We start from the raw sequence: 13,886 nt of genomic DNA, 5'->3' as shown, positions 1-13,886 counted from the left end.
GGTAGGCTTTTTTTGCCTGCAACTAGGGTGGTAACGCGATAATCAAAATCGTCCCTTATTTAAGGGGCGATTTTTTTATGTTTTCAACCTTCACGCCAGTAATGAACTTAAAGGAGAGTATGTAGGATATGGGTATTTTACAAGATCTTGAATTTCGCGGTTTAATTAATCAGCAAACAGATGCTGAGGGACTTGAGCAATTATTAGAAAAAGAAAGCGTTAAATTATACTGTGGTTTCGACCCGACAGCGGATAGCTTACACATCGGTCATATGTTACCAGTATTAATGTTACGTCGTTTCCAATTAGCTGGTCACCAACCAATTGCACTTGTTGGCGGTGGTACTGGCATGATCGGTGACCCAAGTGGTAAAAAAGCAGAGCGTACATTAAATACGAAAGATACAGTTGCTTACTACACAGAAAGCATTAAAAACCAACTTTCAAACTTCTTAGAGTTTGAAAACGTGGACAACCCAGCAACAATGGCTAATAACTATGATTGGCTTGGTAACTTAGATGTAATTTCATTCTTACGCGATATCGGTAAAAACTTCGGTTTAAACTATATGTTAGCAAAAGATACAGTAGCATCTCGTTTAGATACTGGTATTTCATTCACTGAGTTTAGTTATATGATTTTACAATCATACGACTTCTTAAACTTATACCAAAACCATAATTGCCGTCTACAAATCGGTGGTAGTGACCAATGGGGTAACATTACAGCTGGTCTTGAATTAATCCGTAAATCAGAAGAAGATGCGAAAGCGTTCGGTTTAACAATTCCACTAGTTACAAAATCTGACGGTACGAAGTTTGGTAAAACAGAAGGCGGCGCAATTTGGTTAGACCCAGAGAAAACAACTCCTTACGAGTTCTACCAATTCTGGATTAACACAGATGACCGCGACGTTGTTAAATACTTAAAATACTTCACATTCTTATCTCATGAAGAAATTCTTGAGCTTGAAAAGCAAGTAACTGAAGCACCAGAAAAACGTGCAGCACAAAAATCATTAGGATCTGAAATGACAAAACTTGTTCATGGCGAAGAAGCGTTAGAGCAAGCAATTAAAATTTCAGCTGCATTATTCAGTGGCTCTGTAGCAGAACTTACTGCAAGCGAAATCGAGCAAGGATTCAAAGACGTACCATCTGTAGAACGTACTGCAGAAGATACAGTATTAATCGACTTACTTGTAGAAAGCAAAATTTCACCATCTAAACGTCAAGCACGTGAAGATGTAACGAACGGTGCAATCTACGTAAACGGTGAGCGTACACAAGCGTTAGACTACGTTGTAACAGAAAACGACCGCATCGAAGGTAAATTTACAATCATTCGCCGCGGTAAGAAGAAATATTTCTTAATTCGTTACTAATCAGAAACGAATTTAAAACAAATAGTACCCCGAATGGTAGGCTGAAAAGTCTATCGTTCGGGGTTTTTATGTATGCATTTAAATTGCCTCATGATTTCTTTTAAATAGAATATGAAGAATTAATACGAGCATGTAAAGTAAGCTAATTAGCATAACGACAAATGCCCCGGGATAAAATTTTGCCGCATATATAAAGAAATCGATTTGATAAATATCGTCATAATGTGAAACGTACCCTTTAAAATAATTCGTAAACTTAGCGCTATATTTCCATTCATCAGGATTATCTATTAAATTACTCCCTTGATACCAACTCATAAGTGCTGAAGTAATAAACAGCATAAATGCACTGCCTAACTGAACCATTTGGTTTATTGTCAAAAAAAACACCCCCATTTTATGGTTATTATAACGTGATAATTTGCCTTAATAAACTATTCTGTAGATAAAATATAGTTAGCAATCCTGTAACCTTTTTGTTGTAATCTCCTTTTCGAGTTCATACGGAAATCACATGTAAGCGATATGATAAACGTATAACAAATAGAAAGGAGTGGTAAAACAAAATGTCACTAGAAGCGCTCATTATTTTTTCTTTGCTAAACGCTGGTCAGCTTGCAGAGCATTCGAAGGTTGATGTACATAAAGAGCAGAAAGATGCTTATGTATATGTTCAAAAAGAGGAAAATAAATAATTTTAATATATAAATAAAAGCTACCAGAGAGAACGTTTTAGTTTCTTTGGTAGCTTTTTCTATTGAGATATAATTTGGAAGTAATGAAAAAAGGAGTAGTCTGAAAATGAAATGATTATATGTTTAAGGAAATAAGTATAACAGCATGTAATGAAGATGGATTATAAAATTTTGCACAATAAACGGAGCTAGTATTAAAGAGAATCCAATCGTTGGAATGAATAAAAGAGAAGTAAGGACGATTATCCATAACTCATGAAAAAACTTCCTTGAAGTATCTTACTATACATACGATATTTATATAAATAAAAAAAGCCCAGGACCCTTGATAAACAAGGTTCCTAAGGCTTTTAATAATACTCTTTGCAGAGTACCGAGATTAACGAGAGTAGAACTCTACGATTAATGCTTCGTTGATTTCAGCTGCTAACTCAGAACGCTCAGCGTGACGAGTGTAAGTAGCTTCTAACTTATCAGCATCGAAAGTTAAGTATTCTGGTACGAAGTTGTTAACTTCGATCGCTTCTTTAACAACAACAAGGCTGTTAGATTTTTCGCGAACGCTGATAGTTTGGTTAGGTTTAACGCGGTAAGATGGGATATCTACGCGAGCGCCATCAACCGTGATGTGACCGTGGTTTACTAATTGGCGAGCTGCACGACGAGTGCGAGCTAAGCCCATGCGGTAAACTAGGTTGTCAAGACGAGCTTCAAGAAGGATCATGAAGTTTTCGCCGTGCTTACCAGGCATTTTACCTGCTTGGTCAAATGTGCGACGGAATTGACGTTCAGTCATGCCGTACATGTGACGAAGTTTTTGTTTCTCTTGTAATTGTAAACCGTATTCTGAAAGTTTCTTACGTTGGTTAGGACCGTGAGGACCTGGTGCGTAAGGGCGTTTTTCTAATTCTTTTCCTGTGCCGCTTAGAGAGATTCCAAGACGACGAGACAGTTTCCATGCTGGACCTGTATAACGAGCCATAGTTGACTCCTCCTTTAAAAATGTTTTTATTTTCGTAAAATAAAAACAGACGTAATCGATATTTACGGGTATTTTGTTTTCATGTACCTTCGCTCCAGCAGCAGGGAGTTACGAGATACACCTCCGCAGAGGAACAAAATACAAACGATAAACTCACATTACAAGGCTGCCTTTTTATTTTACACAAACGCTATTATATCTTTTACTTACAGTTTCGTCAAGAGACTCCCTTTTTGTTTTATGCAGATAAATTTTGGAAATTAACAAGAAGGAATTTAAAACAATATAAAAGAAAAGATAGAAACACAAATAAAACGCTTACATAAAATGTAGTAAAAACGTTCATCAGATTTTTCCTGGTGGATATGTGGCAATAAAGACATAAGGGGGATGTTTTTATGAAAAAGAAACATATAGAGACAGCATTAATTCATCATGGATATGAATCAAATGAAAATAAAGGGAGTTTAACACCACCTTTATTTCAAACTTCTACATTTACGTTTGAGACAGCACAGCAAGGGGAAGCGAGTTTTGCGGGAGAAGATCCATCTTATATTTATTCAAGGCTTGGGAATCCAACTGTGAAATTATTTGAAGAACGTATGGCTGTTTTAGAAGGTGGAGAGGAAGCGCTGGCGTTCGGTTCAGGTATGGCAGCCATTTCAGCAACGTTAATCGGTTTTCTAAAGGCTGGAGATCATATTATTTGTTCAAATGGATTATATGGATGTACGTACGGTTTTTTAGAAGTATTAGAAGAGAAATTTATGATTACGCATTCGTTTTGTGATATGGAGACAGAGACTGATATTGAAAATAAAATTCGTCCAAATACAAAGCTCATTTTCGTTGAAACACCGATTAATCCAACGATGAAATTAATTGATTTAGAAAAGGTGATCGGGGTAGCGAAGCGAAATGACTTGCTTGTTATTGTTGATAATACGTTTTGTTCACCTTATTTACAAAGACCTCTTGAACTTGGTTGTGACGCCGTCGTCCATAGTGCGACAAAATATATTGGTGGTCACGGGGATGTTGTAGCGGGTGTAACAATTTGTAGAACGAAAACGTTAGCTGACAAAATCCGTCCGATGCGAAAAGATATCGGCGGTATTATGGCGCCGTTTGACGCGTGGTTATTGTTACGCGGATTAAAAACATTAGCAGTAAGAATGGATCGTCATTGTGATAATGCGGAAAAAATTGTATCGTTTTTGAAAAATCATGAAGCAGTAGAAGGTGTTTGGTATCCGGAGGGAGAATTAGCATCTCGGCAAATGAAACGAGGTGGGGGCGTTATTTCTTTTTCAATTAAAGGCGTGAAAGAGGAAACACAGTCGTTTATCAATGACCTCCATTTTATTACAATTGCCGTAAGTTTAGGTGATACAGAAACGTTAATTCAGCATCCAGCGACGATGACACATGCAGCTATTCCGGCTGAACTAAGAAAAGAAATGGGTATTTTTGATAATTTAATACGCCTATCTGTCGGCTTAGAATCATGGGAAGATATCGTTTCTGATTTAGAACAGGCACTAAAGAAGATATCTACTGTTAGTAATCAATAAAATGAAACTTTAATCAGTGGGGGTTTTGTCCATCCCCGGCTGATTATTAGCCCTCACCAATCGGGCTTTTACGGGCAGTTATCTCCCACTTAACTTCCTTGTATTCGCCGAATTTACTGCTCGTTAATGCGGGATAAAAAAGAGTGAGCTATCGGTTTCGTACGTTACGTACGTAATCGATAGCTCACTCTTTTCTTTATTAAATATGTTTTAGGAGTGTTTCCACAAACTTTTCTAAATAGTGCTGATCTACTTCATCGAAACGATTTTTTTCAGGACTATCAATATCAAGCACACCAATGATATTTCCTTCTTTTATAATCGGTACAACGATTTCAGAATTAGAGGCACTATCGCAAGCGATATGTCCTGGGAATTGGTGAACATCTGCTACAAGTTGCGTTGTTTTTGTTTCAGCTGCAACGCCGCAAACACCACGTCCGAACGGAATACGCACGCAAGCTGGCATCCCTTGGAATGGTCCAAGAACAAGTTGATTTCCTTCTGTTACATAAAAGCCAACCCAATTAACGCGATCTAAAAATTGATTTAATAGTGCGGACGCATTTGATAAGTTTGCGACTACGTTCGGTTCGCCAGTTAATAATGCATCCAGTTGTTTAATTACTGTCTCATATTGCTCTTCACGAGATCCTGCATAACTTTCTTTTGTAAACATGGAAACAACTCCCTTTTTAGCGAGATATGTAAAACGATAGCAAAATACGATGTATTTCACATGACTTTGTCGATAGAAAATTAAAGGAATTTGTCTTAAAAGTCAAGAAATTTAAACTATAGCTGTTCATTGAGAGGAAGTGAGCGCATGAAACAGACGAAACAAAAAGTAATTGATGCGGCAATATCGTTGTTTAACACGAAAGGTTATGATGGAACGTCGGTGCGAGAAATTGCAAAGCGAGCGGATGTGAATGTAGCGAATATTTCATATTATTTTGCTGGAAAGCAAGGGTTATTAGAACAGCTTATTACTGATTTTTTAGAAGGATATATTCACGTAATTGAAACGTCATTTGAACAGAGAGAATATTTATCGGCTAAAGATGTGATGGTGCAAATGGTGCGCGGGATTTTACGATATCAATTTGATAATAGAGAACTGACACGTTTTTTTTATAGAGAGCTTTCGCTTGATACGACATTAATTCGTGAAGTGATGACCGTCTATTTTTCTAGAGAAAGATATTATATAGAGCAAATCATTAAACAAGGACAAATGAAGCAAGAATTTAAAAAGGTATCTTTTACAATGTTTATGACGCAATTAAAAGGCATGATGAATATGCCGTTTTTATATCCACAATATATATCAGAGGTGCTACACTCATTTCCGTCTGAGACGTTTTTCTTAGAAATGTATACGAAGGAAATTGAGCAATGGATGGAACGAACATTATATAAAGCGAGTATGTATTATGAACTACCAAGAGCTGTTCATATGTGAAAAATCCCCACCTAACGAACTGAGGTGGGGATTTTTATATGTTGTTTTCTTTGCCATAAATTGTTGCATACTAGCGCAATAATTGTTAATGAGGCAACGGCAATTTCTATGTTATCGACAGTATAACTTTGAAACATAGAACCGATAAGTGCAAATACAGGAACTAAATTCATAAATAATATGCCGTTAATAGATGAAATATATCGATTTCCCGTGTTCCAGCAAAATACAGTGATACCCCCCGCAACAATCGACATATAAAGGAGTTCAAAACGAACGCTCATAACGGTATGTAGTGACGGTACAGAAATTATATTTGTACCGAGTTTAGCGGCTCATTACATATCAAAGTGTAAAGACTTATTAGAGGATACATATGAAATAGAATGGAAAATTGAGCATATGAAAGTATTAATAGAGTTATTTAAAGAGTGAAAAGTTGAAGCGATGTTCATCGATTCAGTAGTAGAAGGCGCTACATATATATAAGAAATGCGGGAAGAAAAAATCGTTTGTGCTGTTTCAAATGATCATCCGTATAGAGTGAAAAAGGTAATCCGAATGGAAGAGTTGCAAAATGAACAGCTAATTGTATACCCAGAAATATGTGATGTAAGGAAAATGATTATGAATGTGTTTCAATGTATGGGCGCGAAACCAATAATTGCGGTTGAAACATCTTATGCAGAACCGATGATTGCGATGGTAGGAGCTGGACTTGGTATAACATTGCTTCCGGAAACCGCTTTACAGTAAGCCGTAATGCAAGGTAACGTACGTGCGATTTCTGTAGAACCACCACTAATGCGAAAGATTTATTTCGTCTCTCATATGAAAGAGAGCTCGTTATCCTGCATTAACTGCCCGTAAAAGTCTTACCTTTATTGCATTCATTTGAGGACGGATAATGGAATAAGTGGAATATTAAGAAATATTACAATCACATGTAAAGAAACATGAAATTTTAAAAAAAACTAGGTCAAAAACACGTCATTACATGGTATGATTAGAACATTGTTAGTTGTTAAATATAGGGGAATTCCCTTTTTATACATAATGCCTTCCATTTCATAAACGGAACGGACAAAAAAAGAGATATAACTAGGAGGCTTTTTTGCATGGATTCTATCCTGACGATCGTTATCATTGTAGTAAGCTCTATTCTAGTGCTGCTCATGATAGAGCTTGTGATAAGAAATCGTTCATATAAAGATATTGAAGCACTGGAGCAGTGGAAACAAGAGATAAAAGATAAACCTGTGGCAGATGAACTAAAGCGGGTAAAAGATTTAAATATGACAGGTCAAACGGAAGAGCTGTTTGGTAAATGGCGTGAAGAGTGGGATGAAATTGTATCAACAACTCTTCCGAAAGCTGAAAAAGATTTAGGGCAAGCGCGAAAATTCGCCTCGCAATTCTCCTTCCGCAAAGCAAAGCATGCGATGAAAGAATCCATAAGTGGTTTAGATGACGCTGATAATCGTATTACAGACATTTTAAATGAATTACAGCAACTGTTAGAAAGCCATGAGAAAAATAGCGCGGAAATTGAAGGGTTACGTGATACATATCGTAGTATGAAAAAGAGCGTTCTTGCTCATCGACACATGTATGGAGCAGCTGAGCAAAAAATTGAAGAGATGTTAGATGTTGAATCCGAGAAGTTCAAAACTTTTGAAGAGGCAACAGATAATGGTGATTATTTAAAAGCGAGAGAAATTGTTATTAGTTTAGAAGAAGGTTTAGCAAGTTTAGAAATCGTTATTCATCAAATTCCGGATTTATTGGTAGAGTGTCAAGCGACATTACCAGTTCAGCTGGAAGATTTATTACAAGGTCATGATGATATGATAAGACAAGGCTATGTATTAGAGTATTTGGAAATCCCTAAAGAAGTCCGCGATATGACGACACAACTACACACATGTTTAATGGATATACAGGAACTTCATATAACAGAAGCAGCAGAAAAAGTAGAGAACTTAAAAACTCGTTTAGACAGTTTTTATGATCAACTTGAACAAGAAGTGCATGCGAAACATTATGTGGAGCAAAAAACACTGTCTGTTTATGAAGATTTAGAAGAAATTCGTACAGAAACAATTGAAACGAAAATAGAAACACAACTTGTGAAACAAAGTTATCAATTACAAGACAAAGATATTGAGTCACAAAAAGTAATTGAAAAGCAAATGCATATTTTAATGAAACGTTTTGAAGTGTTACAAATACGCGTTGCTGAACAAGATATTGCATTCTCTATTATTCGTGAGGAACTAGAAGAGGTTTATGAGCAATGTGAAACTTTAAAAGTACTTCATGCAGAATATAAAGAAATGCTGCAAACGATGCGCAAAGAAGAATTTGAAGCACGTGAGAAGTTACAAGAAATGCGAAATACAATTTTTGAGACGAAACGTTTTATGCAAAAGTCGAATTTACCAGGTCTTCCAGAGAGTATTATGGAAGATTTACAAAAAGGGCAAATGGCGATGCAGGCTGTATATGAGCAATTAGAAGTAAAGCCGTTAAATATGAATACTGTAAATAGCAGTTTAGAAGAAGCATACACAGTTGTGAATGGTGTATCTGAAATGACAGAAGAATTAATTGGACAAGCTTATTTAGTTGAAAAACTAATTCAATACGGTAACCGATACCGCAGTCATGATGAGAATCTTGCAGAAAGCTTAAATTATGCGGAGAAATTATTCCGTGAATATCAATACGATGCAGCTTTAGAACAAGCGGCTTCTATATTAGAGCAACTTGAACCTGGTGTTGTTCAAAAAATAGCTGAATATGTAGACAATGAGCAAACCCTTTAATAAAGGGTTTGTTTTTTTGTGTAATTTTGAAGTCGATGTTGCTATAATGAATAGCGGAATACAGTAAGGTTGTTCGTTTCAAAATAAAGTGAAACTTTAATCAGTGGGAGGGGGGCCATCCCCCCACTGATTATTAGTTGAACCAATCGGGCATTTACGGGCAGTGGATTTCCCACCTAACTTCTTTGCTCCAGCTGAATTTTGAGGTGGGAGTCTTACTGCCCGTTAATGCGGGATAAAGTGAAACCATAAGTGATGGGGTTTCATCCACCACTGATTATTAATCTTCACCACTCAGTATGCCTGCAAATGGCCGGGGGAAATGTACACTTTTATATAAAAACGGAACCTTTGAGTAGTCTTAGCGTAATTACACGTATTTGTGATATGATTATATGATGTGATAGCGCTGAAAGGGGAAGAACGATGATCTATTTTGATAATAGTGCGACGACGAAGCCATATCCAGAAGCGCTTCAATCGTACGTAACGGTTGCAGGGAAATATTTTGGTAATCCTTCTTCTATCCACTCGCTTGGAGGAGAGGCAGAGCGTCTATTAACACAATCGAGAACGATTGCGGCACAGCTCCTTCACGTTAAACCTTCTGAAATTATTTTCACATCAGGTGGAACGGAAGGGAATAACCTTGCGATTAAAGGGATAGCGATGAGGAATCGTTCGCGCGGCAAACATATCATTACAACAAATATTGAACACGCGTCTGTGTTTGAAGCATATAAACAATTAGAAGATCTCGGTTTTGATGTAACGTATTTACCGGTTAACGAGCACGGTGTTGTATCGGTAGAAGATCTAAAACGAGCACTTCGTGAAGATACGATTCTTGTGTCAATTATTCACGTGAACAACGAGACTGGAGCGATTCAGCCCGTTGCTGAAATTGGAACATTATTAACGAACTATCCGAAAATAAGATTCCACGTGGACCATGTACAAGGGATAGGAAAAGTACCACTTGATTTATACGCTTCTCATATTGACCTTTGTTCAATATCTGGACATAAATTTCATAGCGTAAAGGGGACAGGTCTTCTTTACGTACGTGATGGTGTAAGATTAGATCCAATCTTATCAGGTGGTCAACAAGAGCTCAAGTATCGTTCAGGTACAGAAAATTTACCTGGTATTGTAGCGATGGTGAAAGCACTTCGTATGACGATGGAACAAGTGAAAGAAAAGATAGTTCATTTGCAAAATTTACAAACAGAGCTGGTCCGTTTCTTTAAAGAGATGGAAACTGTAACGATTAATACATCACTTGAATATGCGGCACCGCACATTTTAAATGTATCATTTGTCGGTTTAAAACCAGAAGTAGTCGTTCATGCTTTAGAAGAGCATGGTGTATATGTATCGACGAAGTCTGCTTGTTCTTCAAAAGCAAATGAAGTGAGCAGAGTACTAGTGGCAATGGGAGTACCGCACGCCGCAGCTACAAGTGCGATTCGCATTAGTCTAGCACCAGACAACACGATGGAAGAAGTAAAACAATTTGAAGGTATTGTTAAAGAGACGATGCCAAAATTATATGAAGTGATGAGGTAAAGAAATATGATGACATATGAATATATTTTAGTTCGTTATGGAGAAATGACGACAAAAGGAAAGAACCGTTCTAAGTTTGTAAGTACGTTAAAAGATAATGTGAAATTCAAATTAAAAAAATTCCCAAACATTAAAATTGATGCAACACATGATCGTATGTACATTCAGTTAAATGGTGAAGACCATGAAGCAATTTCTGAAAGATTGAAAGATGTATTTGGTATTCATAAGTTTAACTTAGCAATGAAAGTACCATCAGAATTAGAAGATATTAAAAAAGGTGCATTAGCAGCTTTCTTACAAGTAAAAGGTGATGTGAAAACATTTAAAATTACAGTGCACCGCTCTGATAAGCGCTTCCCAATGAAGACGATGGAGTTACTTCCAGAAATCGGTGGGCACATTTTAGAAAATACAGAGGATATCACAGTAGATGTTCATAATCCAGATGTGAATGTACGTATAGAAATTCGCAGTGGTTACAGCTATATTATGTGTGGTGAGCACATGGGAGCTGGCGGTTTACCAGTTGGTGTTGGCGGAAAAGTAATGGTACTTCTTTCTGGTGGTATCGATAGCCCGGTAGCAACTTACTTAACGATGAAACGCGGCGTATCTGTGGAAGCAGTTCACTTCCATAGTCCACCTTTCACAAGCGAGCGCGCGAAACAAAAAGTAATCGATTTAGCACAAGAGTTAACGAAATACTGTAAACGTGTAACACTTCACCTTGTTCCATTTACTGAAGTGCAAAAAACGATTAATAAAGAAATTCCATCTAGCTATTCTATGACAGTTATGCGTCGTATGATGATGCGTATTACAGAGCGTATTGCAGAGGAGCGTAATGCACTTGCAATTACGACTGGTGAAAGTCTTGGACAAGTAGCGAGCCAAACGTTAGATAGTATGCATACGATTAACGAAGTGACAAACTATCCTGTTATTCGTCCGCTTATTACGATGGATAAATTAGAAATTATTAAAATTGCAAAAGAAATTGGAACGTATGATATTTCAATTCGTCCATATGAAGACTGCTGTACAGTATTTACACCAGCAAGTCCATCGACGAAACCGAAGCGTGAGAAAGCAAATCGTTTTGAAGCGAAGTACGATTTCGCGCCGTTAATTGAAGAGGCTGTAGAGAACAAAGAAACAATGGTATTACAAACAGTAGAAGTAGTGGCTGAAGAAGAAAAATTCGAAGAACTTTTCTAAACCCATAAATTACCACATTCAAATGTGCATGAAGTCATGTTGTTTATCACACTCTATACTCACAAGGAGGTGATACAACATGGCAAGCACAAATAAATTAGCAGTATCTGGTGCTCAAGCAGCATTAGATCAAATGAAATACGAAATCGCTCAAGAGTTTGGTGTTCAACTTGGAGCTGATGCAACATCTCGCGCTAACGGATCTGTTGGTGGCGAAATTACTAAACGTCTAGTTTCACTAGCTGAGCAACAATTAGGCGGTTACCAAAAATAATCCCATATACGATGGCTTAGAAAGAGCGGGTTCTCCCGCTCTTTCTTTTTGTCGTTATTTGCCAGTGAATCGTTATGTTAAAAACATCGTCGCTATACATTCATACATCATTTCGACATAAATATAAAAAAATTGTCAAAAGAAGAGGGTTCAAAATTTACTGAAAATTCTTTATTATATAAGGGAGGCATAGAAATAAAGGAGGATGTTATATGAAGAGAGAGGAATTGTTAGCGCCGCCGTCTTATAATTTAGTTTCGGAAATAGAGAAATATACGAGTGATAAAGAGAAGCTTGCTTTAATTTGGCAAGATGATAAAGGGAATAGACGAGAGATTACATATTTTGAATTAATGCAAGGTGCGAATAAAATTGGAAACGCTTTTATAAAAAGTGGCTTACAAAAAGGGGACAAGCTCCTTATTATGATGCCGCGCTTAATTGAAGCTTACATGACGTATATTGCTGCGATTAAAGCAGGATTTGTCGTTATTCCAAGCTCAGAAATGTTGCGTAAAAAAGATATTGAGTACCGTATTGGGCACGGAGAAGTGAAAGCAATTGTAAGTTACGAACCGTATATTGGACAATTCGACGGCGTAGAAGCGGTCGAATCTCTTCAAAAATTCGTTTTGAGCGAGCGTTCAGTAGATGGATGGACGAATTTAAAAACAGCATTAGAAACGGAAAGTGATACGTTAGAAATGGCGAAGACGGATAAAGAAGATATGGTCTTTTTATCTTATACGTCAGGGACGACAGGAAATCCAAAAGGAGTTGTTCATACGCATGCATGGGCATACGCTCATTTACGTACAAGCGCCCCGAACTGGCTCGGAATCGAAGAAGAAGATGTTGTATGGGCAACGGCTAGTCCAGGTTGGCAAAAATGGATTTGGAGCCCGTTTGTAGCGACTCTCGGTTCAGGTGCAACAGGATTTGTATACAATGGTAAGTTTGAACCAAAAACGTATTTAAATTTATTAGGCGATAATAAGGTGAATGTGCTTTGTTGTACGCCGACTGAGTATAGATTAATGGCAAAGGTAGAAAATTTAAGTGAGTACAATTTAGAAGCGTTACATAGCGCTGTATCAGCTGGTGAGCCGTTAAACAGGGAAGTTATTGAAACGTTCCAAAGGCATTTTGATATTACGGTAAGAGACGGTTATGGGCAAACGGAAAACACATTACTCGTTGGGATAATGAAAGGGATGGACATTAGACCAGGATCAATGGGAAAACCGACGCCAGGAAACCATGTTGATATCGTAAATGAAGAAGGAACTCCTGTACAGGTAGGAGAAGTTGGTGATATTGCAGTTCACATTGAAACACCAGCACTCTTTAAACAATATTATAAAGACGATGAGCGCACAGCGATGCAATTCCGCGGTGATTATTATATTACCGGTGATAAAGCGAAAAAAGATGAAGAAGGCTATTTTTGGTTTGAAGGTCGCGGTGATGATATTATTATTAGCTCTGGTTATACAATCGGACCGTTTGAAGTCGAAGATGCACTTGTAAAACATCCATATGTAAGAGAATGTGCGGTTGTCGCAAGCCCTGATGAAATTCGCGGAAGTGTCGTGAAGGCATTTATCGTATTAAGAGAGAATATAGACAAGAACGAAGAAACATTAATTCCAGTGCTCCAACAACACGTCAAAGAATTGACTGCACCATATAAATACCCTCGCAAAATTGAATTTGTAGATGAACTACCAAAAACGATTTCCGGAAAAATTCGCCGTATTGAACTTAGAAAACAAGAGATGGAGCTGCCTTCAAAATAATTTTGAAAATAGTGAAGTAAATAGTTGAATGAAATGTTAAATGTATGATATTATAAAAACGAACATAAGTTCGATTTTGTAAATTAAAAAA

12 protein-coding genes, 2 pseudogenes and 1 other annotated feature (1 of these 15 only partly in view) are annotated in these 13,886 nt (G+C 37.2%); of the genes and pseudogenes, 10 read left to right on the top strand and 4 right to left on the bottom strand.

Annotated elements, in window-relative coordinates; translation table 11 throughout:
* Positions 1-59, top strand: a binding site (T-box leader) (it extends 170 nt beyond the left edge of the window).
* Between the two features lie 69 nt (positions 60-128).
* Positions 129-1,385 carry a tyrosine--tRNA ligase gene (tyrS, locus tag MHH59_RS23215; protein WP_002015575.1) on the top strand — a complete coding sequence of 419 codons (1,257 nt, stop codon included), beginning with the start codon at positions 129-131 and terminating at the stop codon, positions 1,383-1,385.
* A 78-nt stretch (positions 1,386-1,463) separates the two neighbouring features.
* Here the strand turns inward: tyrS and MHH59_RS23210 are convergent, their stop codons facing one another.
* Positions 1,464-1,766, bottom strand: a complete 303-nt coding sequence (locus MHH59_RS23210; protein ID WP_002167568.1) for a YjdJ family protein — start codon at positions 1,764-1,766, stop codon at positions 1,464-1,466.
* Positions 1,767-1,951: 185 nt separating this feature from the next.
* On the opposite strand from MHH59_RS23210, the gene MHH59_RS23205 reads away from it, so the two are divergent.
* On the top strand, positions 1,952-2,080 hold the full coding sequence (locus MHH59_RS23205) for a hypothetical protein (protein WP_000050938.1): 129 nt from the start codon (positions 1,952-1,954) through the stop codon (positions 2,078-2,080).
* 379 nt (positions 2,081-2,459) lie between these two features.
* On the opposite strand, the gene rpsD is transcribed toward MHH59_RS23205, so the two are convergent.
* Positions 2,460-3,062, bottom strand: a complete 603-nt coding sequence (gene rpsD / locus MHH59_RS23200) for a 30S ribosomal protein S4 (protein ID WP_002015568.1) — start codon at positions 3,060-3,062, stop codon at positions 2,460-2,462.
* Positions 3,063-3,460: 398 nt separating this feature from the next.
* On the opposite strand from rpsD, the gene megL reads away from it, so the two are divergent.
* Positions 3,461-4,639 (top strand): methionine gamma-lyase, encoded by a 1,179-nt coding sequence (gene megL / locus MHH59_RS23195; protein ID WP_078177719.1) that lies wholly within the window; start codon positions 3,461-3,463, stop codon positions 4,637-4,639.
* Positions 4,640-4,838: 199 nt separating this feature from the next.
* Here megL and MHH59_RS23190 read toward each other — a convergent pair whose 3' ends face one another.
* The gene (locus MHH59_RS23190) at positions 4,839-5,318 is read right to left on the bottom strand and encodes a GAF domain-containing protein (protein WP_002129416.1); all 480 of its coding nucleotides are present in this window, start codon (positions 5,316-5,318) and stop codon (positions 4,839-4,841) included.
* Between the two features lie 147 nt (positions 5,319-5,465).
* Between MHH59_RS23190 and refZ the strand changes: the two genes are divergently transcribed.
* Positions 5,466-6,104 (top strand): forespore capture DNA-binding protein RefZ, encoded by a 639-nt coding sequence (gene refZ / locus MHH59_RS23185; protein ID WP_002088994.1) that lies wholly within the window; start codon positions 5,466-5,468, stop codon positions 6,102-6,104.
* A gap of 11 nt (positions 6,105-6,115) precedes the next feature.
* Here the strand turns inward: refZ and MHH59_RS23180 are convergent.
* Positions 6,116-6,424: pseudogene (locus MHH59_RS23180) on the bottom strand (EamA family transporter); the annotation flags it as partial.
* On the opposite strand from MHH59_RS23180, the pseudogene MHH59_RS23175 reads away from it, so the two are divergent.
* The 6 genes and pseudogenes from MHH59_RS23175 to mbcS all read left to right on the top strand — a co-directional run.
* A pseudogene (locus tag MHH59_RS23175) lies at positions 6,423-6,974 on the top strand (LysR family transcriptional regulator substrate-binding protein); the annotation flags it as partial. The pseudogenes MHH59_RS23180 and MHH59_RS23175 overlap by 2 nt on opposite strands.
* 248 nt (positions 6,975-7,222) lie before the next feature.
* Positions 7,223-8,932 carry a septation ring formation regulator EzrA gene (ezrA, locus tag MHH59_RS23170; protein WP_002129414.1) on the top strand — a complete coding sequence of 570 codons (1,710 nt, stop codon included), beginning with the start codon at positions 7,223-7,225 and terminating at the stop codon, positions 8,930-8,932.
* 426 nt (positions 8,933-9,358) lie between these two features.
* Positions 9,359-10,501, top strand: coding sequence for a cysteine desulfurase family protein (locus MHH59_RS23165; RefSeq protein WP_002167571.1), 1,143 nt, complete (start codon positions 9,359-9,361; stop codon positions 10,499-10,501).
* Between the two features lie 6 nt (positions 10,502-10,507).
* Complete coding sequence (thiI, locus tag MHH59_RS23160) at positions 10,508-11,722, top strand: tRNA uracil 4-sulfurtransferase ThiI (RefSeq protein ID WP_002129411.1); 1,215 nt, start codon at positions 10,508-10,510, stop codon at positions 11,720-11,722.
* 79 nt (positions 11,723-11,801) lie between these two features.
* Positions 11,802-11,996 carry an alpha/beta-type small acid-soluble spore protein gene (locus MHH59_RS23155; protein ID WP_000168891.1) on the top strand — a complete coding sequence of 65 codons (195 nt, stop codon included), beginning with the start codon at positions 11,802-11,804 and terminating at the stop codon, positions 11,994-11,996.
* A gap of 212 nt (positions 11,997-12,208) precedes the next feature.
* The gene (gene mbcS / locus MHH59_RS23150) at positions 12,209-13,795 is read left to right on the top strand and encodes an acyl-CoA synthetase MbcS (protein WP_002167572.1); all 1,587 of its coding nucleotides are present in this window, start codon (positions 12,209-12,211) and stop codon (positions 13,793-13,795) included.
* Positions 13,796-13,886 lie beyond the last annotated feature (91 nt).

It is taken from the genome of Bacillus sp. FSL E2-0195 (genome assembly GCF_038003645.1).
In the GTDB taxonomy this organism is placed as follows: domain Bacteria; phylum Bacillota; class Bacilli; order Bacillales; family Bacillaceae_G; genus Bacillus_A; species Bacillus_A mycoides.
The sequence above is the reverse complement of the archived record's forward strand: the minus strand, read 5'-3'. Positions and strand labels throughout refer to the sequence as shown.

Coding starts and splice junctions, on each gene's coding strand:
- tyrS (WP_002015575.1), top strand. CDS start 129: ATGGGTATTTTACAAGATCTTGAATTTCGCGGTTTAATTAATCAGCAA.
- MHH59_RS23205 (WP_000050938.1), top strand. CDS start 1,952: ATGTCACTAGAAGCGCTCATTATTTTTTCTTTGCTAAACGCTGGTCAG.
- rpsD (WP_002015568.1), bottom strand. CDS start 3,062: ATGGCTCGTTATACAGGTCCAGCATGGAAACTGTCTCGTCGTCTTGGA.
- megL (WP_078177719.1), top strand. CDS start 3,461: ATGAAAAAGAAACATATAGAGACAGCATTAATTCATCATGGATATGAA.
- MHH59_RS23190 (WP_002129416.1), bottom strand. CDS start 5,318: ATGTTTACAAAAGAAAGTTATGCAGGATCTCGTGAAGAGCAATATGAG.
- refZ (WP_002088994.1), top strand. CDS start 5,466: ATGAAACAGACGAAACAAAAAGTAATTGATGCGGCAATATCGTTGTTT.
- ezrA (WP_002129414.1), top strand. CDS start 7,223: ATGGATTCTATCCTGACGATCGTTATCATTGTAGTAAGCTCTATTCTA.
- MHH59_RS23165 (WP_002167571.1), top strand. CDS start 9,359: ATGATCTATTTTGATAATAGTGCGACGACGAAGCCATATCCAGAAGCG.
- thiI (WP_002129411.1), top strand. CDS start 10,508: ATGATGACATATGAATATATTTTAGTTCGTTATGGAGAAATGACGACA.
- MHH59_RS23155 (WP_000168891.1), top strand. CDS start 11,802: ATGGCAAGCACAAATAAATTAGCAGTATCTGGTGCTCAAGCAGCATTA.
- mbcS (WP_002167572.1), top strand. CDS start 12,209: ATGAAGAGAGAGGAATTGTTAGCGCCGCCGTCTTATAATTTAGTTTCG.